The following is a 20,826-nucleotide window of genomic DNA, read 5'->3' on the forward strand; positions in this document are numbered from 1 at the left end:
TCAATCACGCGCTGTAAAAGCAAATAGGCGTTTTCTGTGTTTTTAACCGCGCCGAAGGTCTTGGTCGATTGTACGTGCTGCGCGCATGCCCTCCGCAACCGCCTGCACGACAGTAGAGCCACCATTAACTACATCTCCGCCGGCATATACTCGGGGCCGTGAAGTTCGGCAATGCTCATCAACCTTAATCAGCCGGTCTTTGGTAAGTTCTACACCTGGAATTAGGTCTGCTATATCAGGGGAAAGCTCCTGACCGAGCGCCTCAAGCACCAGGTCGACCTCCAAAAGGGATTCGCTTCCAGGCAAAACCTTGGGCTTGCGCCTTCCCGATGCATCCGGTTCTTGCAGTACTGTGCGAGCAATCTTAATCCCAATCAGCCGCCCTTCAGCGTCATACTCATATCCTAGCGGTTGTGTAAGAAGCAGAAAGTGGATGCCAAGAGCCAGAGCCTGAGTCCTTTCCGCTGGCCATGCGGGCATCTCAGCGAACGAACGCCTATAGATGAGGTAAACGTCATGCGCACCAAGAAGATTCGCCTGGTTGGCAGCATCCATGGCGGTGTTTCCTCCGCCGATTACAGCAACGCGAGAAGGCATGCTCACTTTTCCCTTTTTGCATAGATATAAGAATCTGATGGCTTCTTCAACTCCTAATAACCGGCCAGCCGTATTAAATTTGCCCTCAGTTATGGGAAGAGACCAACTTTGCGTTTTCCAGTTAGTTAACTTCCCCGTTAGGCCAATGCCAAGGAAAACAGCGTCATATTCCTCAAGGAATTTGTCAAGCTGCCGTTCTTTGGACAACCCCTGGCCTTTGCGGATTTTTATGCGGTCTTTGGGAATGCCTGCTAAAATTGCTTCGAGCTCAGCTTCGAAGTCGCTTTGTTTAATGCGGTTGTTAGGAATTGCAGTGGCCGCTATGCCGCCGATTTCATCCTTTTCAAATATATCAACAGAGTGTCCTAAGCGGAGGATTTCGATTGCACATGCAAGTCCTGCTGGACCCCCACCGATTACTGCAATGCGCTTTCCGGTCTGCTGGGCACTTAGGTGAAGAGCTGATAACCCTCTTTCCCGTGCGACTTTTGAGACATAGGATTGAAGCTGGCGAATAGGAACCGGGTTCTGAGAGAATATGTTTTCAATACAGTGGCCCTCGCATTGTATTTCTGACGGACACGTGCGCCCACATAATTCGGGAAGGACATTCTGTTCACTAAGGGTCGCATACGAGCGCTCAATATCACCATCCGCGAGAGCGCGAACAAATTTCGGAATATCTACTCCGGCTGGACATCCATCTCTACAGCGAGGGTCGAAGCAATTCCAGCAACGTGAAGCTTGGGCACGAATATATTCTAGGTCGTTTTGCCTTCCCTCACGATAGATTGGAGCATACACCTCGCTGTCGAAAGGCACGCACCCAGTCATACCGCCATCACGCATAATCTGCGTGCATGAGGAGCATGTGATGCAAGTGTGGCGGCGGTCGAGCCGACCGGTCTCTATAATCTCTTTGGCAAAGCTTGGAAATGCAAATGCTTGTCGTCCTAAGCCAACCATTTGGATACTGCCGCGCTTAATCTCGGCAGCTGCCACGTGGGGCCAATGGTGGCGCAGCCATGAATATCCGCTACCGACAACTTTGATATCTGGCAGGCCTTCGCGAACTTGGCGTACAAGTTTAATTAATCTTTCCTCGCCGACAAGTGGGTGTTCCTGTGGAATGGAGCCGCCTGCAATTGGGCGGTCGAATGGGCGGTTAATATGGGGATTGTAGTAAGGATTGCCCATAGTCATGTTGATTAGTGTTATGCCCATCTCGCTCAGTTCTTTTACCAAGCGTTTGGGCTCATCTAGATTTGGCTTGGTGGGTTCACTTGAATCCATTCCCCAACCGTAGGGATATGGATGTGCATCATGGATGTTCAGGCGACAAGTGATGACCTTATCCTTTCCAAGATTGTTTTGTATCTTGAGAATGATATTCTTTAGAAACCGAGTGCGATTCTCGTAGCTTCCGCCATACTTTCCTTCCCGAGTATGCGCCGCGAGGAGCTCATTCACCAAATATCTATGGCAGGCTTTTACATCTACCGCATCAAATCCTGCTAGAAACGCTAGTCGAGCCGCCTCAACATAAGCATCCTCAAGAGCCTCTAGTTCGTCATCGGAAATGATGGGCTGGTCGGGGGATATGCCGCGTGTAGGGTCGAGATAGGGATCATGGTAAGCAATAATCGGTGCTGGGTCGCATCCAGGCTTGCTATACCTGCCGGAATGCGTGAGTTGAAGCACGAAGAAGGGACAATGCTGATTGCCCATTGAGTCGGCTGCAGCCAGGCGAGCCTGCTCAAGCATCATGGCAAATGCGTCGACTGTTCCTTTGTGTATCCATAGTTGGCGAGCATTAGCCCGGCCTTCTGGGACAACAGCACAAGCCTCAACCCAAAGCAATCCGGCTCCACCTGCTCCAAACCTTCGATAGCGGCGATTGGTAAGCTCGCCAGGCGCACCCTCAGCGGTTCCGTCGCACCCTTCCATCGGCTGAATTGCCATACGGTTTGGTATGAGTCGCCCGGTAATTTCAATCGGCTCAGTTAGGCAAGTGATATCTTCCTCGATTGAAATGTCCAAGGCAAGCTTATGGATTGCAGCGCGAAGATCGTCTAGAGTGTTTAGACTAAAGGTTCCATGGACTGCTCGATCTATCATGTAGTTATCCCCCATAGCAAATTTAACATAATCGCCCGACAAATGTCTTGTGCAGGAGGTAGAAAGGGTGAATAAGAAGAACGATTAGGTTGCGAGAGACTTTTCTTGGAAATGCGAGAAAGGAAGGTTCCACATGGAGTTCAGCAAATTTCAGAAACCGGAAAATATACTCCGTCCCGCGCCTTTTTGGGCTATCAATGATCGGATAACTCCTGAAGAAACTGCCCGGCAGTTGGAAGATATGATAGATGTTGGCCTTTCGGGTGGCTTCTTTCATTCGCGTGCGGGTCTCATAACCGATTATTTAGGTGAAGACTGGTTCAAGGCAATGAGGGCTGCTCTTGACGTAGCAAAAAAGAGGGATGGATACCTTTGGCTTTATGACGAAGACCTCTGGCCAAGTGGGAACGCTGGCGGCCAAGTAGCAGGAATGAAGGATGAGTACCGCCAAGCTGGTCTCCAAGCAGAGTTCGTCCCGGTTGGCAGAGAAGCACTACCAGATGGCAATGATGAGCCCAAGGCGGCGTATGTTCTAGTTGGCCGAAAAGGTGCAAAAATTGAACGAGCTGAGCAAATTGACTTTGATAAAGCGAGAACTTATACCGATTACGAACGTCTTCTATTTCGCCGCCACTATGCTGATAAGACCCCGTGGTGGGGAGGAGAGTCATATGCAAATCTTCTCAATCCGGAAGCAATGCAGCAGTTCATACAGCTGACGCATGAAGTCTATAAGTCCCACCTGAGCTCAGAGTTCGGCAAGCGTATACCTGGTATATTCACCGATGAGCCACACGTTCGCCAGGGTGGGAACACAATGGCTTGGTGGGAAGGACTGCCAGATGCCTATAAAAAGTGGTATGGACGCGATTTTTGGGCGGACCTACCCTACCTCTATTTCGATGGGCACGAATGCCGCAAGATTCGGCTTTTCATCCACCGCACCATACACCGGCAGTTCCAGGAAGCTTTCAGTAAGCCCATTTACGAATGGTGTGAAAAGAACGGCTTGGAACGTACGGGCCATTATCTTATGGAGGACAGTTTTGAGGGCCAAATTTCATGCTGCTATGGCGGCGTAATGCCGTTCTATCGATGGCACCAAGCTCCAGGGATTGATCACCTTTGCCGACAGGTTGACGGCATACTCCTAACGGCAAAACAAGTTGGCTCAGCGGCGAGGCAGCTGGGGAGAAAGCGTGTGCTGGATGAAATATTTGGTGTTACACGCCACACAAATACCTTTGAGGACTTCAAGTGGATCGGCGACTATGATCTTGCGCTTGGCGTGAACTTTTTCTGCCCTCATTTGACATTGTATTCGATTCGCGGACGGAGAAAACGCGATTACCCTCCAAATTGGAACTACCAGCAGACTTACTGGAAGGAACTTAAGCCTCTCAATGATTATTTCACCCGACTGGCGCAGGTCCTATCGAGTGGGAAGGCGAAGCCTGATGTGCTTATCCTTCACCCAATTGAAAGTGGCACTTCGGGCCACAGGTTTGGTATCAATCCGCCACGGAAATACGGTGTGAAAGATACCAAGGAGCTCCTTATGCCTGTTGATCTCCCGGGCGAGGAGTGGGGTCCTGCACGACATTTCGATGGCTTGCTTAAACGCACGCTGGATTCGGTGCTGAACGCAGGTTATGATGCTGACCTTGGTGATGAAAGCTTTCTAGAAGAAATGGGGGCAGTTGAGGGTGATAGATTACGCGTTGGCGAAATGACTTACCCTGTGGTAATACTTCCTCCAGCCCAAACCTGGCGACCTAAGACATTTGAGATGCTCAAGCAGTTTGCGGCGAATGGCGGGAAGGTGCTTATCCTAGGCAAACTTCCAACCGAGTTGGACTGCGATGATGCAACAAACAAATGGAAGGATTTCGCCTCATCCTTGAATGTATATCCTCTTCCATGTGGAGCAAAGCACATCCAAGAGGCACTCGACAGAATCACGCCGAGGTCGTATTCTCTGCGGGGTGCAGATGGCCACCCCGTGCCGAAGTTGTACCTCCAGCATAGGGTTGACGGTGAGGATGAAATATTCTTTATCGTGAATTCCGACCGAGACCGGGCGCATGATTATGTGCTCACCTTCTTAACTAGAGAGGTCGAGGAAAGGGAAATTGCTATTTGGAACCCGCTGGATGGAACGCGCAAGAGAATAAGGCCAGAGAAAGTAGGCGACAATCTTCGCTATGCTTTCAGCTTGCCGCCAGCCGGTTCGATTCTTATTGTTGCTGGCCCAAACGCAGCTGGTGATGCACCCGATGCCGACATACCACCTTGTCTTAGCCTTGGAGAAGTTATGCGGCTGCCGGACAGCTGGCAATTTGCTCGCTCAGAAAAGAATGTACTGGTTATGGATCGCTTAGCTGTTTCGGTGGATGGGGGCAAGACCTGGTGGGACGAAGATATGGAGTTTCGTGTGCGCCGCCGACTAGCAGAGCACTTTGGCACGAGTGACGCCCTCCATTGGCAACCGTGGGTTGCCATTCGAAAGGGTGCATTTAACGGCAAAGGCGGCCCCGTGATTCTCCGGTACAAATTCAAGAGTGTCATTGCGCACCCGAAAAGCGCGTACCTGGTAATGGAGGACATGGATAAAGGCCGGGTAGTTGTTAACGGCGTAGCTATTGACCTATCAAATATGGGGTGGTACTGGGACCGGAGCTTTGGAATGGTGGAGATTACTAATCTAGTGCACAAGGGCATTAATTTGGTTGACTTCCACTTTGATTATAATTTCCTAAGCGAAGTGGAGGCGGCATATATAGTAGGCGACTTCGGCGTTAGGCTTGTTAACCCTTATGAAGGTGAAATTGTCGAAGAGCCAGCTGAAATTTCAAACGGTTCGTGGATAGTTCAAGGTTATCCATTCTATTCGGGGATTATAACTTATCGAACTCTTGTGCATGTTCCTGCTGATGGCAAGCGCACCTTTCTTCGACTTATTCACCCATCAGGGATAATGTATAAGGTTCGTGTAAATGGGCGGAAGGCAGGAAAGATTCTCGGGCGGCCTTTCGAACTTGAGTTGACTAATTTGCTAAACGGTGGCATGAATGAACTTGAAATCGAGGTAGTGGGAAGCAGGCAAAATACTTTTGGCCCGCTTCACGAACGCGATGGTGAGGATTTCCCGTACTGTGGTCCGAATGCCTTCGAGGACGAAAATGCTGTCAAACCAGAGCTGAGTTTATTCGATTATGGTTTGCTTGGTGGAGCAGAGTTGGTCAGGGTTAAATAGTCTGACGCAAAATTTCAGGGGGTGAGAAGCAGTGAAATTTGAGCGTAAAGATAAGGAAATTTTGCGCGAGCTTGCAGGCAAAGTTGCAGAGGCTGCGGCCCATCCACGGCAGGCTAAGCTACGGGAGATGTGGAAACGTCACAACCGATTAGAAAAGGTAAAGCCGATGGTTCTAGTCTATCCCGAATGCTCGTGGATGGAAATACTTCCCGATTCTGCTCTCCAGTGCACTAATGATTTGGCAAGAAGATACGAGAAACAGCTTCGCCAGCGCATTTACTATTGGGAATATCTGCGCGATGACAGCGTACAGGAGCCTTGGGTGAAGGTGGATTTGTGCTGGTGGACTACGGGCTGGGGTATTACTCCTACCACAATTCCGAGTCCAGTGGAGCGCGGTGCTTGGGCTTTCAATCCACCAATCAAAGAGGAATCGGACATTGAGAAGCTCGAATTTCCAGACCTTGTTATTGATGAGGAAAGAACACAACAAAACTTCGAGGCGCTTCACGACGCAATTGGCGACATCCTAGAAGTTAAGATTCACCGGAGGATTTTTGCTTGGAACTTTACTGGACTGGCGAACATTTTTATATACCTTCGCGGCCTTGACCAGATGATGTGGGATATGGTTGAGCGTCCGAAATGGTTACATCGTGTCATGTCATTCCTGGCAGAAGGGAATATGCGACTTCTTGACCAAGTGGAAGCTTACGACAAACTCGACTTGGTGAACACCGATGATTATGTTGGCTCGGGCGGATTGGCGTATACCGATGAATTGCCAGGGCCAGGGTTCCAAGGGCGAGTGAGACTTCGCGACCTATGGGGATTTGCCGAGGCACAAGAGCTGGTTGGCGTATCACCAACAATGCACGAAGAGTTCATCTTTCAATATCAGCGGCCATTGCTAGAACGATTTGGCTTGAACTGCTATGGTTGTTGTGAGCCAGTTACTGACCGCTTGGACTATGTATTCAAATTTGCGAGGATGCGCAGAATCTCAATTAGCCCTTGGGCCGATCGCCGCATAGCCGCAGAGAAGCTCCAAGATAAGTATATATACTCATGGAAGCCAAATCCTGCGCATCTTGTGGGTGGTTTTGACGCTGATTTTATTCGCAGGTATATCCGAGAAACGCTCGAGATTGCGAAAGACTGTATATTGGAGATTATTCTTAAGGACGTTCACACGGTTGAATACCATCCCGAACGCCTTTGGGAGTGGGTGCGGATTGCACAGGAAGAGACTGGTGGATTCTAGTTTTTTGCCTTTGTGCTTCTATCAACCTTCAATTCCTTTACGACGCATCCCACATCCCTTGGGCCAATTTCTAACGTAAGGTAAGCAATCTCGCCTACGATGCGGGGCTTGAGCTCACGGCCATTCCATACGTCGTAATACTTAGCACCTGGGGTATGCTCGACGGCTAATAGCTCTCCACGCACTGTTGAATAGTTTGCATTAAAAAGCGTCCAAAGTGTGCGCTCCTTCGCCGGGAATTTGTTTGCAAATACTAACTTCTGCCCCGTCGGAACAAGCGGCACCGGTGATAAGGATGTGAAGCAATCTTCGTATTTTCGCATCACTTTATGCATCTTGCGGATGAAAGCTAGTACTTGTGGCGCAAACCATTTGTCTGCTGGTCCTTCCAACCAAATACCTTCGCCGTTGAAGAAGATTTGACGCACAGCAGTCAAACGGTCTCCAAGGGGTTTATCACACACAATGATTTCAAAGGTCTTAAAATCCAGCAATGCAAAGCGAGTTAGATTTATATGCGAGGGCGACCAGGCATCCGAAACGCTTGAGATTGCGTAGGTGAAGCTTCCATCTTGATGTTGAGTATTTACATCAGCAGGTGTTTCTTCGGTATAGAGGGCGACGTCTGGACCTAGCGCCTGCCTAATTTTCTTTAGAAGGTCTCGCTGTCCCCTAAGCGGTGGCTCTGGCACGGAATGTCCATGATTTTCGGCGTAGCAGAAGTGCCCTGGGTCTGCAAATCCCATTTCATCGCAGTAATAGCCTAGTGCGTGGGTTTTTTCCTTTATGGTGCTGTAGACCGAAGCAAGGTAATCCTGCCATTCTTTCACCGCTGAGCACATGTTTAACGCCGGTGCAAAGAATGGAAGGGGCTTGCCATCTTTGCCGATAATTTGCCACTCTTTACCGTGAGCTTGAGCTATGCGCGACTGCGGGTCAACCAAGTAGCCTTCGATATAAAGGCCCACAGGAATTCCAGATGCTTGCGTCTTTGTAATTGCGTCGCGGAAAGCTTCTACACCGCCAATCTCATCCCAGGGGTCGTAGTCACCGCACCTGCCCCACTTTTCTGAAGCACCCCAATCGAAGAGATGGAGATAATCAACGCCGCCGAATGCCTTTGAATCCTCGGCAATGCCTTCAGCAAAAGTGTACTTTTTCTTTTCCTTGTTGTAATACTTTTCCCCGCCTGGTATGTAGAACCGCAAAAACTGCTGGCGGAAGTTGAATACTTTACGGAACCAATCCTTGCGTGGCGCATCAGGCTTATACCATGTGCCAATCCATTCCTTGTACGCATTAAATGCCGAGTGCCAATCGCCTTTGTGGAACCCAATTGTTGTTGCTGGAGAAGTGAAGCGCGCCCAGGGAAGCACTTCCTGCTCTAGATACTCCACGCTCATTGAAATGCCCTTGGCATCCTTTCGCAGGTGGAAGTAGCGGTACGTTGCTAATGTGTCCATCGTTATTAGGTACATTCCACCGTCAGGACCATAGACGTCCATGAACTGCAAAGGCATTAAGCCGGAATACGGTTCGCGGAGTTCAATGGGAATGTCGTTGATGACTGCCCCGCGTCTTGGAAAACAATACGAGAGGTTTGCACCCCGCAGACTTTTGATTTCTGATATCGTCGGAAAGTCTACTTGAATTTTGCTTTTCTCTTTTGTCCAAAGGTCTAACTGAAAATGGATGCGGTCACCCGATTGAGGTGTTATACTCAGTAAGCCGTTGATGCCAAGGCCTTTTCGGTCAGTCAACTCAAGAGTGGAGAATACGCCACGTGACTCGACTACTGAGCCTTCGAAATCCGTGGATTCGAGAATCTGGTCGCCCATGCGAACTCGCCAAAAACTTCCTTTGGCTGATATGCTTGGCGGTCCCTCTTCGCCTCTTATTTCGATTGAGACGCCTGGTCTATAGCGAACCACCACTCGAGTTTCGCCATTGAATATCTCGATTCGCTCGCTAATAGGACTCACATAAGCATTCCAATTGTAGTTTCGCTTTGCCTCTGAATAAATATGGGCCTTTGCGCCGCCTACCTTCAAAGGTCGTGCATGTGCGGCAATATTAGAATCAAACCCAATGGTCGCCGAAATTAGGTAGAGCGACACGCTAGGTATGTTTTCTCTGATTATCAGCTCTTTGATGGGATGCTCTCTTGAGGTGGTTATGGCATAGACCCCAAAGCCCTGAGCAAGCCCAAATCCTTCGGGAATTCGCGCTGGTATGGTTTCATCCGCCATGGCACGCGAATACACAATCTTTGCAGAAAACAAATGAGGCTCAGGGGAAAGGCTGACTGCATCTTTATTTTTTGATGCAGTGGCTATAAGCAAGAAGATTTCTGAGGCCCTGACCTCATTAAGCGGGATGTGAAGTTCTGTGGGCTTGTCAGCATAGGTCATGGCAAGGCTTTTGGGACCGGAGTAGATTCGGAAGGGTATGCCCGAGACTATGATTTCATTCTCTTTTGACCACTCGCTTATGTTCAACTCTTCCATTAGAACTTTGTGGCTGGAGTTGAAAATGGAGCGCAAGTCAACAGGCTTAAAATTTTTGCCAGCTTTCTGCTTATCCGTTGCCAGAAGCTCTGCAAACGTTAGTTTGGGGGCATTTTCATGAAATTCCAAGCGTGATATTTCGATTGTTCCATTGGGACGGGCAGCCTGCAGCTGAACTGCAAGCATATCTGCCATGACAGGGTTAGCCTGTTTCACCAATGTATGCCATCTTCCGTCAGATATAAAATCGCTCGGCTCGGCGATAAACTGCTCCTCGCCCTTTGTTCCATGGATGTAGACAAAGTACCCCAGTGGATGGTCGGCGCCAATCGCACGATAGCGTATCAGCAACCAAGGGGTCTTCGCCAAATCAAGTGGTTGCGAAATCTCGGCAGTCCACTTCATTCCTCTTCCAGGTTGTTTGACTTCAAAGCGGGTGACCTCGGGCGAACTGCTAACTTTATGAAAGTCCGCTGGATTGTGAACCCAATCGGGGCGAGCGTTCCAGATTAACTCGGATGTCAGGTTCGCCCCGACTGCATTGCAATCTAGCGTTAGGGCTAGCAAAAAGGTTAATGTAGGGATGATTTGAAATACTGTCATTGTGATTTGCCCATTTCTTAATACTTTTCACGAACCCTATTCTCTTATTTTTGGACCTTAGTAGTATCCTTCTTGAAGAACCACCACATGCTCTTTGTGCTCTGGCGAGAATGGGATGGTTACGACAATCCTGCCTTCCTCAATAGTTGCGGAGCCATCTTTGCGATAGGGATTGTGAGGCAAAACAGGCCAAGTCACGCTAGACCCCTCGGGTAGCGAGAGCTTCCACCCCGCGTGTGCTATCCATCCCCCAGCATTACGGCTTGACAAAGTGAATCCCTCTTCGCCTAAGAGCTTCTCAGCCATTTTCTCAGCGCGAAACGGCTTGCCGATATGTGGTATTAGAGTTAAGTGTGCAGCGACCGGCAAGCCCGATTTATTTGTCGCCATTAAGCGAATTTTTAGTGTGGAAGCGTCTACTGGCTCCACCTCAATTGAGCATTTTTCCTCGCCATATACCAGCCCCAAGCCGGGTGGATCCGTCTTTTTAAGCCCAGCCACGGAAGGCACGTGGAATAGTTGTCCTTCAGGCATAAAGTTCGGATTCTCATCACCAGGCTTGTGTTTCAGAAGAGAGATATCCCCAACAGTAAAAGTGCTCCAGAGTGGTTGGAGTTTCGTATTTCCACCGCCAACAATAAGACCGCAATTGTCGTGAAATATGCTTACCAAGTTTTGTCGGTCTTGTAGCCATCGACTTTTTGGAATAGGACAATGGTAAGCTGAAAGGCAAATGAACCATGGGCCTTTGCGTCGTATCAGCGACTTTCCATCGCTTGTTATGAACGTTCGGTCGGATTCCTGAGCTGCTGTTGGGGTGACTGGGCCTTCTTGACCGTACATGAGAAAGCTTGCACATGAATCCGCCGAAACTTTGCCGCCACTCTTGGCAAGCAGGTTGAGCTCCTGAAGCACATATCCCCTGCCCTCTGGCGTGAGCGTAAAGGCAACGTTGGGGAATCTTATCCTGCGGTGGTAGGGTGTCCGCTCATCGACAGTCTCAACGGAGGTGCCATCGGGATATGTAAAGTTTGTATGAAATCGAATTGCCCGCTCGATTGCCGGAAGTACGGTTTCATCGTGTGAAACCGCATAGTATATTCCTAGCGCGTTTGTATAAACATTTCCATATCCTACCACTGGGCCGCAGTTCTCGGACCAAAAACCTGCCGGGTCCTGTGCCGCGACTACTTTCGCCATGAACTCCTTTGCCTGTTTGCACCATTCTGGACGGTCGAACACTTGACCAGCGATGTATAGGCCCATGGCATGATGGGTAGGGATATTGTGAACCCGCTTCAGAGCTGTTTGCGAAATCCCAGTGTATCCATGAATTAGTGCATCATCCCAGCGCTTCTTTTGCGAAGGAGTCATGCCTTCGCGAACAAGTCCATAGGACATTATCCAAGCTGAATACGTCCATGGCATGTAAATGTTGCCCCAGGTCGAGCCATCTTTCTTGCGAAATTCCCACTGTCCATCAGGCTTTGCCTCGGCGATTAGTGCGTCACCAGCCTTGACAACAGCCTCCAGTACTTTTGGATCATGGTAGTATGGGTTCGCTGGCGACTTCAGCGCCCACGCTACTGCAAGGCTGAACATTATGTTCTGGTCGTTTACAATCCATATGCCTTTTCCAAAGCGTCCTGTTTTAGGGTCCTGGTCCTTTAGAATATCAGGCACCGATGCCACGAGCATTCGCAGGAACTCGTCCTTGAATCGCAGTTCTTGTGGTTGTTTATCTGATGAAGCATAAACGCCTACAGCAAATATAAGAGTCAAGATTGCAAAAAGGTACTTTTCCATTTTATCGCTCTCATTCTAGCTCAATGCCGAAGCCAGATGCTACGCATTGCATCTCACCAATCATGCGGGTAATAACTGCGATTTGTTTGCCAGTAAAAATTTCATTAGGCGACCTTCCTGGTACAAGCGCTTCCCAGTTCGGAAGTTGGCTGACCACCTGGTTAAGGCCATCCACGTAAGCCTTGAAGTAGTCTAGTGCTTTTCCCTTGTTTTCAGGAGCTATGCCCTCTGGCTTAACAATCTTCCTGAGTTCCCACAGAGCATTTAGAGAGTTTATGTATCCCTGGATGATTAGGCTCTCGCTCACTAATATTGGGATTTCTATTTCTTTTGCGAGTTTGACAGCTTCCGCAGCGGCGGCAACGTCATTTTTTAGTTGCTCCTCGCTTTTGATGTCTCCGAATGGCAATCGGTAGGCATCCCAAAGGACGAATCCCAGTTCGGGCAGTGTGCCCTCTTTGAGTCTTTTTGCAGAGTGGCCAGGTGTGTTCCTTTGTTCTCCAGCTGGCCAATGAGAGCCATACACATCCCACGCAACAGGACTGATAAGCTCCACCCAGTCTGCGAACTTCTTGGGGTCCTTTAGTCCTTCACGAACGGCCCACGATTCGGCAAATTCACGTGGTGTTCGCCCCTTGGAATTCCACGACCATTCGGCGGCTGCCTCAACATTGAACCTGTTGTAGTGGACCCGCGGCGTGGCATATCCCAGCAGACCCGAAAGGCCCTTATCAACGAACTCGTTCATGCGATAATGGATGAAATGAGGACCAGTAAACGGGCTTGTCCAATGCACACCAGCGTCAAGGTTCGGCACAACGCCCAGCCAATGGCCGCTCTTTGCATAATCCTCTAGGTATTTGCGGAGCATGGGTACTTCGCCGTTGTCGTAGGTCAACAGGCTATGATAGTACCAGACTTTGACTTCCTTTGGAAGTTCTTTGAATATCAACTGGTTACTACTTTCCGTTTCTTCACTCGTGAGGATTCTAAGGCCTAGATGAGGAAGTTTTTTCTTTGCTTTATTCCAGGCGGCTAAGACGGTGCGAGCTTCAAGGACGCTTCGGTCTACCTTCTTGCATTCTTCGCATGTGCATCCGCCTTGTTGATCAAGGTTTTCTGCAAGCCACACGTCAACTTCACGAACATGTGGTATCTTTCCAAGCGAAACTATCCAATCTGCTAGTACATCTACAAATTCAGGCTGTGAGTAGCAGATTGCACCCTCGCCACCGCCCTTTGCTTTGAGATTAGGATAGGCTGCGAATACGCCTTTGTTGCCAACCTGCTCGAGGTGCAGGACTACCGGAACGAAATTTATTCCGTAGAGTGGCCCCTCCGTAAATAAGGGCTCATGGCCATCCTTTGGCCTAGCTGTTGCGATTTTCCTCTCATCAACGCTGACATAGCAGATTTGCTCAACAATGTTCATCTTCCGGTCTGCAAGCCACTTCAGGTGCAGGAAAGAGTCCGAGCCCCACAATCCCCTGTCTGCAAGGTCGGGCCAGTCGGTTATTTCGGCTATTGGCATATCAACCTTTCCCGCGGCGGCGTGCGCCTTTATAAGCTGCTGGAGGGTTTTCGCAGCGTAATATAATCCTCTGGGGGTTTGGGCAATGAGGCGCAGTGTCTTTCCACTTGCATCGGGGACAATCTTATAGGCTTGGTCAGAGTTCTTTAGGCTTTTGAGACTTGATGCTTCCGGCCCGCCTAGCTTGAGAACGATTGTGAATGCTGGTTTTGAAGGCGACTTAGCTTTATTTGGTATGCCGATTGCCTGCCGAAGTTCCGCACATGCCTGAACAACTACCGGGTCGGTGCTGTCAGCCCTGATTATGACTTGGTCGGCAGGAATGGTGTTTTTTGCTGTAATCTTAACTGACTTTGGCAGAGGAACAAGATGCATAATCCATGCCTTGGCTTGGTCAGGTTGTATTGGTGAAACTGCTCCTAAAATTGGCGTGGCTAGAAGATAACAAATAATTATTCCCATAATAACTCTTAGCATTTCTTTCTTACCTCCTAAATCTATCCTCTTCGCCGAGATAAGCTCCTTGAGCGATTAGCTGTTTTTGAATATCGCGAATTGGTACCTGCTCGGCGGGTGTGTTTGATTGAGCTCCCAGGGCAGCTGCTACTCCTGCTGCTTCGCCTAACGTCATGCATCGAGACATTCCTCTAAGAAGTCCAACAGGGTCTGTGGAGACGCTCTTCCCGCTGGCAACTAGAAGTCCCTCTACTCTTTTTGGAGCCATTACGCCGAATGGAATCTCGACTCCATAGGGCGGTTCACCAGGCGCTTTGAGAGGAAATCGGCCGATTACATCGTCCCACTCTCTCCCATCTGCTACGTCATCCTTGGTGAGGGTTGATCTTCCTTCAATAAGTCGGTTTCGGCGCTGCCCCCAATCTTCTGCCGTCTGAATTACTACGGCGTTTTCGAAGCCTGGGAGGTGCTTTCGTAGGAACTCGGCCACTTTGTGGCACATTCGCCGCCCTTCAAGCTCAGCACGAGTATACTGGCGTGCGTCTACGTCGGTCAACCAGAGGTAATTCGAGTTGATGACAACCGTGCCGTCGCCAGCTAGCCCATACATCCCAAAGGCATTCAGAGCATACCAATCGCCGTCCTTTTCAGAGTATTCTCCACGCTCGATGGCATCATTCCAAGGTTTGAACGCCTTGCCACCATGGTGGGGGAAGAAGAAAAATCCAAACTCTTTCCAATTTCGACGGAAAGTATCGTAATCTTTTACTCCGTCGCTGTTGTTTGGGAATGAATCACGGTGCTCGCCAATCCAATCAACTGCGCGGTCGAGATCAACATTCGCCAGCCTGAAGAGCATGCTCCCGCCACTTGCGACAATCCGGCAAGGGGCCCCAGCATAAGAAGCAATGTCGGCCTCGCCGGTCGCATCGATTACGTTTTTCGCAATTGCTGCCTGCCGCCCGCTTTTACTCTCAATAAGAACTCCAACAACCCTGTTGCCCTCCTTAATTGCCCCAACCGTTAGCGCGTGAAGCAGAACTTCCACGCCTGCTTCGCGGAGCATATCAATAAGGACAAGCTTCATTTTTTCAGGATCAAAAATGACGCCAGGTTGTTCGGGTCGGTGCCAGCAAGGTTTTGTGCCGCCCTCAAATACTAATCGCTCAACAACTTCGCGAGGGATTCCCCTTACCACGGGAAAGTTTTCGTTCGTCATGAATGCGTTCCCAATATTCGCCATCAATCCTGCAGTGGCCGTTCCACCCACAACGCCATTGCGCTCGATGAGCAGAACCTTCGCTCCGTTTCTAGCTGCCGAAATGGCTGCCGAACACCCGGAGACTCCTCCGCCAACAACGATGACGTCGGGTTCATAAACAATTGGTATATCACGAGATGGCTCATGGTAGGTTTTCATTGTCTCTCCCCTTATAGTAAAAGAGTAGTCTATGGTGTTTGCGGTGTCAATCTCCTTCTAATTTGGTAATTTTAGGAGGTCTGGGGTGCTGGATGGGTATGAAAAAGACATCGTCTTTTATGAGGCCGTCAGAACGCAGTATGTTTGAGCGTGCAATGCGTAAGCACGTGGGGATAAGGGTTGAAAAACTATACGGGACATACGAGAACTGTTTATCAGAAATTGCAGGGATGCCGCTCTTGTATTCGTCAGGGATGGCGTTATAGCCAAGGATTGTGCACAGTATCCCAGCTGCGGTCGAGGGATTACAGTCAGAGTCTTGCCCGCAACGCGTTGATATCTCGAGCGTCTTGGACAACGAGCCATTGCCGTAGAGTAATCCAATTACAACGTAGGCACCGTTTAGACTTGCGTCTATATTGAATCCATTTGGGTCCGAGGAGCAGTGACCGCTGGGTTTGGAAGCCCATTTTTCCTGAACTCTCTGCCAGGTTTTGCGCCAATCGTCTGGATATACCCAATGCCAAATGATAACATCGCGAATAGTTTTGGCATAAGTGCTGTTCGGCGGAATTGCGCGAAGACCGAAGCGCACAACCTTTTCAACGTCGGTTTCAAAGAAAGCAGACGTGTACATCGCGGCGGTGAACATTCCTCCATAGAGACCATCTTCAGAATTCATTAAGCGGCCAAGTTTGTTGCACATTTCATTCGAAGAAAGCGGCATACCAGGGCTAATCAACCCAAAGAGGTCAGATTCGATTTGGAAATCAATGTCGGCATAGTGGGCATTGTACTTCGGGCTTCCGGAGTCGGGCGGCATGATTCCTTTGCGCACATTCTCTCTGCCTTCGTTGTTTGCATGCCATAGTTTGAACTTAGTGGCTGCAAAAGCCTTTCCAATTTGCTCATTTGAGATGTCGAGCCCATACTTTTCGATTGCCTCGAGGAAACTAAGTTCAACGTAGATATCATCCTGTCCAAGAGAGTTGGAGACGTTTTCCGGCGACCACTTTATCGGCTCGTCGAAAGTTCTGCCGCACGCTTTGAACTCCGTGGGAGCACCGTATGAGACGCCGATCATCTGACCAGCCCATCCACCCTTCATTTTGTCTAGATAAACGCTGACTGGCAAAGTCCTAAACTGTGCTCCGTGAGCTGTTTTGAGCATTCCAAAAATTAAAATTAATGAAAAATATTTGCTCTTTCTCATTTGCTAGCCTCCTCGGTGAATGAAAAATTATCAATTGCCGGGTAATGTTGGTAAAATTTCCACAACCGCCACTTCTTCAGGGTAAAGTGCAATCAGTATGTCACCTTTATCAACGAAGAGCGGCTGTTTTCCAGGCAATTTGAAAGCTGATTTTGGCTTGCCGAGTTTAGCGTCCAGTCTCAGCCTGGCAGTTACGCGTTTATCACCCCTGTTGCGCACGGTAAAGTACAATGTGCCATCCTTGCCCGGTCCAAAGCGTTCAATTTCAACCCTTGAATCAGAGGTCCTAGCCATCGTTACCGGCTCCCAGCCGGCTCGCGCGATCTTTTGAATTACTGGTAAATACTTTTTAAATAGCTCACGGTCTCGTTCATAGTATTTTTGTTGCTCGAAATAAAGACGAGTTGCCGCATCTGGGCTGAAAAATCCTGGGAACATTCCCCAGAACATGCACCGCTGGAAGTATTTTTCGACCAGGCTATGGTCGAAAGCCTCATAATCTGTGTTCATGAGGTAGCAGAACGGTTTTTTATAGCAAAGCGTTCGCCTAAAGTCCATAACATCGTCGGGCAGAGGGTTGTATTTTCCATTTGAAAGCCAGTTGGTTTCGATACCCATAACATCTAAGAGATGTGCCATGAAACCAAAGCTTGTCGGTATGCCGTTTGCCATCATGAGCTTCCCCATCTTGCGGATGTCGTCGGCCATTGTTTTTGCAAACTCATAGGTAGAAAGTATCTGAAGGATAGCAGGTTTCTTTGTTCGCCTGCAGAAGGATAGAGGACGAATGGCATATTTGAAATGCTCTCGGCGAGTGTTGACATATGGTGCCCCCATTTCCGCAGAGTCCAAATACTCCCCAGAAAGTTGGGGCTTTGTCTTGTCGCCATAAAGCTTCTCAGCTATTTCTTTGTTCCAAGATATACTAGCACGTGTGGCAGGCATATCACCCTTTGGAATCGCTGGGTTAGGGTTGAGTAAGAACATTGCCCCATCGCACCAGGGAGCGTCGAAGAAAAACAGCCGGGGTTTGCCATATTCGTCGAGGGTCAAACAAGTCTTCACCGCAGAAGCCCAATCCCGAAGTGCGACGTCATTGGTTTGCTTTAGATTTTCCTCTATCATTTTGAATGCCTGCTCTTGAGTTCGCGGCAGGCTTTTCTCCATAGGCATCCAATAGGACATTGGCTCTGTATATCGGAACGAATAAATGCCGTTTGCCGCATCCCACTCTATGTCATTATCGCCTTCGTGGAATGCAAAGCAAAAGTCCTCCCAACCTCGAACTTTTCGTACCTGCAGGAATGCCATCCAGTTGCCTTCGCGCTCAACTCTTTTCTCGAAGTATTCTGGGAAAATGCGGTAATATTTCTCAACTGCTTCCCTCATGCCTCCAGCGCTGGTGGTTTTGTAAATAAGGAACGAGAACTTTTGTTTTACAACACCCTGCTCGGGGCAGAAGCCGAGGTCGAAGGCAATGTAGTACCACCTAATTGCACCATTATATCCAATACGATAAACACATGGTTCGTCCATGGGGATCGCAAGATTGATCGCATCATTACGTCCACTCATGCAGGAAAATGGATATTTTGACATAAGTCCCACTGCTCCGGCTTCTATGGGGACGCCGTCGCAGAAGGAATTGTCGTCTGATGTCTTCTCCGACGACCGTATACTATGCCACCAGTACCAGTCCTCTTTTGGCATTGGGATTGCAAAGCCAATCGTTAGCGCACGGTCACAGCCCGTCTCATCTTTGGCCTCGCAGTCAAAACGTATATGATTCTCGCTAGCGGTTGCGGTGGCATTAATCGAAAGCCTTAGCTTGCTACAGCTACCGGAAAGTATCCATTTCCGCTGGGATGTCCTCTGTATATTGAGCTTATCTAATCCTAGCACATCTGACCCGGCGGCTACGTCCCTCAGGTAGAACCCTCCGCCCGCAGGTAGAACGGTTTTACCAAGCCGTCCGCTTAGAATCGAGCCGTCTTGTGCGAGAATTAGATCAATCCCATCGAGGGATGTGAGCCTGACTGCCTGCTTGCTTTTCTCTAAAATTGGCCTCGAAACAAACATTCCATCGAATAATGCTGTGTTTCCTTTTGCCCTGATTTCCTCAAGCCGGCAATCATCGAACCATGCTTTCCCAACACATCGGCGGAGCAGAAGATACACGTTTACTAGCTTAATTGGTTTTTCTGGATCAAAATATACCTCGCCGCGCTGCCAGCCATGAGTTCCGCTATTGAAGTCGTAAAGTTGCCCCCAAATCCATGTACCATCAGCGTATTGGATGTCAAGGTAGAGCGCATAATCACCTTTCCAAGCCGGGCCCACGCCTCCTGCTTTGCTCCATACGCTCGCTCGAATAGCTTTGGGAGACTTCTGATTCAGGACAACGGTTTGAAAAGCTCCTGCCTCGATTTCTGAAGATGAATTCTCACAGCGAATGCTCATCCTGCCAGCGCGTCGCACGGAAGAGTCGAAGGAGAATCCCTTGCCAAATGGTTTCCAACCTGACTCTTTCTTCTCAAAGCTAGAATTCACGAGCAAGTTTTTACCGACGCCTGGTCCTACAATATGAAGCAACGTCCGACTTTCGGCAACAGTGGGAATCATTGAAAGAAGACTCACAAGTGCAATAATAAACCTCATAGCCATAACTCCAAAATTAGGATTATCCGGAAGCTGGCTTTAAACCTCCTAGTGCTTAGCTTGCCTGTTTGACTTTCGATTAATCTGCTGAAACTGCATTTGCGGTAGAATTTTTGTAAAACAAGGCTTTTTTGCCACATTCTAGGTTTAAGGTGCCGCAAAATATGGAGCAACCATTGCAATCGTGGTATAATAGCAAGGCAATTGTAAAAGGCGTTGCGTTTAGTAGTGCAAGTTGATGCAGATTTGTTGTTTAAGGAACAAGTGGTGAATCCTCGAGTCCATTTTGGCGTGAAGCTAGCCCTGAGCCTATTTCTCACGGCACTTGTTGTGTGGGATTTTGGTACGGTTGAACTAGCCGGCTCCCAACAGAAAACGAATCAGCCAACGCCGGCGCCATCTGTCAGCCTACCTGATATTGTGCTGACGCAATTTGGGGCTATTCCTGCTTCAAGTGTGCCTGATGATGCTCGCGAATCTAAGCTGTTGAGCAGGGCATTTGCCGCCCGCACATCCGAACTCATTGGCTCATGGGTTATCCCGCTCGACTCGAAAGGCGACAATGTAGTTACAAATATCTCATTGGCTTCGGAAGCGGTAGATTTTACAATTCTGCGTCCGAATGAAATTTTCTCATTCAATGAAATAGTTGGACCACGCACGACGGAAAAGGGCTACAAACCGGCAGCACAGTATTCAAATGGTGAGATGGTTATTGGGATTGGCGGGGGGATATGTATTCTCTCTACAGCCCTCTATAACGTGGCGCTTGAGACCGGACTTGAAATAGTAGAGCGCCATCCACACTCAGGTCCTGTGAAGTATGCGCCGCCAGGGAGGGACGCGGCTGTATCGTTTGGTTGGGCGGACCTGCGTTTTAAGAATGATACTGGGAATGTGCTCTTTATAAGATCAAAGGTCGAAGACTACCGTTTGGTAGTTGCATTCTATGGCACAAAGATCCCCGGCAGAACGGTAGAAATTCTTTCAGAGGACTACGAAGAATTGCCATTTAAGGTTATCGAACATGAAGACGAAAGCGTTCCCGAGGGTGAGGTTATCGTAAAGAAAGAACCACGGCCCGGTTTCGCTGTTACTATTGTTCGGTTGATTCGACAAAATGGAAAGCTAATCAAGCGTGAGGTCATAAGTCGTGACACTATCTTGCCTAAGGATAAGGTGGTTCTTGTTCACCCGAAGAAAGATACAAATACGGAACAGGAGTTTCCTGACCTCAATCTTCCACCCGTAATCATCCCGCTACCCGACCTGCCACCCAAACCAAATCAAACGCAACCTTTGCCAATTAGCCCAACAGATGCTGGCCAGCCGTCTGCTGCTCAAGACCCAACTTCGTGAAAGCAAGTGAATCATTCAGAGGATTCAAAGTTTTCGTT

Annotated in this window: 10 protein-coding genes; 3 read left to right on the plus strand and 7 right to left on the minus strand. The window is 49.0% G+C overall.

Annotated elements, in window-relative coordinates; genetic code table 11:
* Positions 1-42 precede the first annotated feature (42 nt).
* Entirely contained in the window at positions 43-2,715 is a 2,673-nt protein-coding gene (locus tag K6T99_09305) for an FAD-dependent oxidoreductase (protein ID MCL6520019.1), read from the minus strand.
* 133 nt (positions 2,716-2,848) lie between these two features.
* On the opposite strand from K6T99_09305, the gene K6T99_09310 reads away from it, so the two are divergent.
* The gene (locus K6T99_09310; protein MCL6520020.1) at positions 2,849-5,971 is read left to right on the plus strand and encodes a hypothetical protein; all 3,123 of its coding nucleotides are present in this window, start codon (positions 2,849-2,851) and stop codon (positions 5,969-5,971) included.
* A gap of 31 nt (positions 5,972-6,002) precedes the next feature.
* On the plus strand, positions 6,003-7,235 hold the full coding sequence (locus K6T99_09315; GenBank protein MCL6520021.1) for a hypothetical protein: 1,233 nt from the start codon (positions 6,003-6,005) through the stop codon (positions 7,233-7,235).
* Here K6T99_09315 and K6T99_09320 read toward each other — a convergent pair.
* The 6 genes from K6T99_09320 to K6T99_09345 are packed head-to-tail and all read right to left on the minus strand — an operon-like array spanning position 7,232 to position 19,429.
* Positions 7,232-10,345, minus strand: coding sequence for a DUF6259 domain-containing protein (locus K6T99_09320; protein ID MCL6520022.1), 3,114 nt, complete (start codon positions 10,343-10,345; stop codon positions 7,232-7,234). The genes K6T99_09315 and K6T99_09320 overlap by 4 nt on opposite strands.
* Positions 10,346-10,402: 57 nt before the next feature.
* Positions 10,403-12,151: a hypothetical protein gene (locus K6T99_09325; protein ID MCL6520023.1), complete on the minus strand. Its 1,749-nt coding sequence runs from the start codon at positions 12,149-12,151 to the stop codon at positions 10,403-10,405.
* A gap of 10 nt (positions 12,152-12,161) precedes the next feature.
* Positions 12,162-14,159 (minus strand): glycoside hydrolase family 20 zincin-like fold domain-containing protein, encoded by a 1,998-nt coding sequence (locus K6T99_09330; protein ID MCL6520024.1) that lies wholly within the window; start codon positions 14,157-14,159, stop codon positions 12,162-12,164.
* A 7-nt stretch (positions 14,160-14,166) separates the two neighbouring features.
* The gene (locus K6T99_09335) at positions 14,167-15,558 is read right to left on the minus strand and encodes an FAD-dependent oxidoreductase (GenBank protein MCL6520025.1); all 1,392 of its coding nucleotides are present in this window, start codon (positions 15,556-15,558) and stop codon (positions 14,167-14,169) included.
* A 46-nt stretch (positions 15,559-15,604) separates the two neighbouring features.
* The gene (locus tag K6T99_09340) at positions 15,605-16,771 is read right to left on the minus strand and encodes an ADP-ribosylglycohydrolase family protein (protein MCL6520026.1); all 1,167 of its coding nucleotides are present in this window, start codon (positions 16,769-16,771) and stop codon (positions 15,605-15,607) included.
* A 30-nt stretch (positions 16,772-16,801) separates the two neighbouring features.
* Positions 16,802-19,429: a hypothetical protein gene (locus tag K6T99_09345; GenBank protein MCL6520027.1), complete on the minus strand. Its 2,628-nt coding sequence runs from the start codon at positions 19,427-19,429 to the stop codon at positions 16,802-16,804.
* 267 nt (positions 19,430-19,696) lie between these two features.
* Between K6T99_09345 and K6T99_09350 the strand changes: the two genes are divergently transcribed.
* Entirely contained in the window at positions 19,697-20,788 is a 1,092-nt protein-coding gene (locus K6T99_09350) for a VanW family protein (protein ID MCL6520028.1), read from the plus strand.
* Positions 20,789-20,826 lie beyond the last annotated feature (38 nt).

It is taken from the genome of Armatimonadota bacterium (assembly GCA_023511795.1).
Classification (GTDB): Bacteria; Armatimonadota; UBA5829; order DTJY01; family DTJY01; genus JAIMAU01.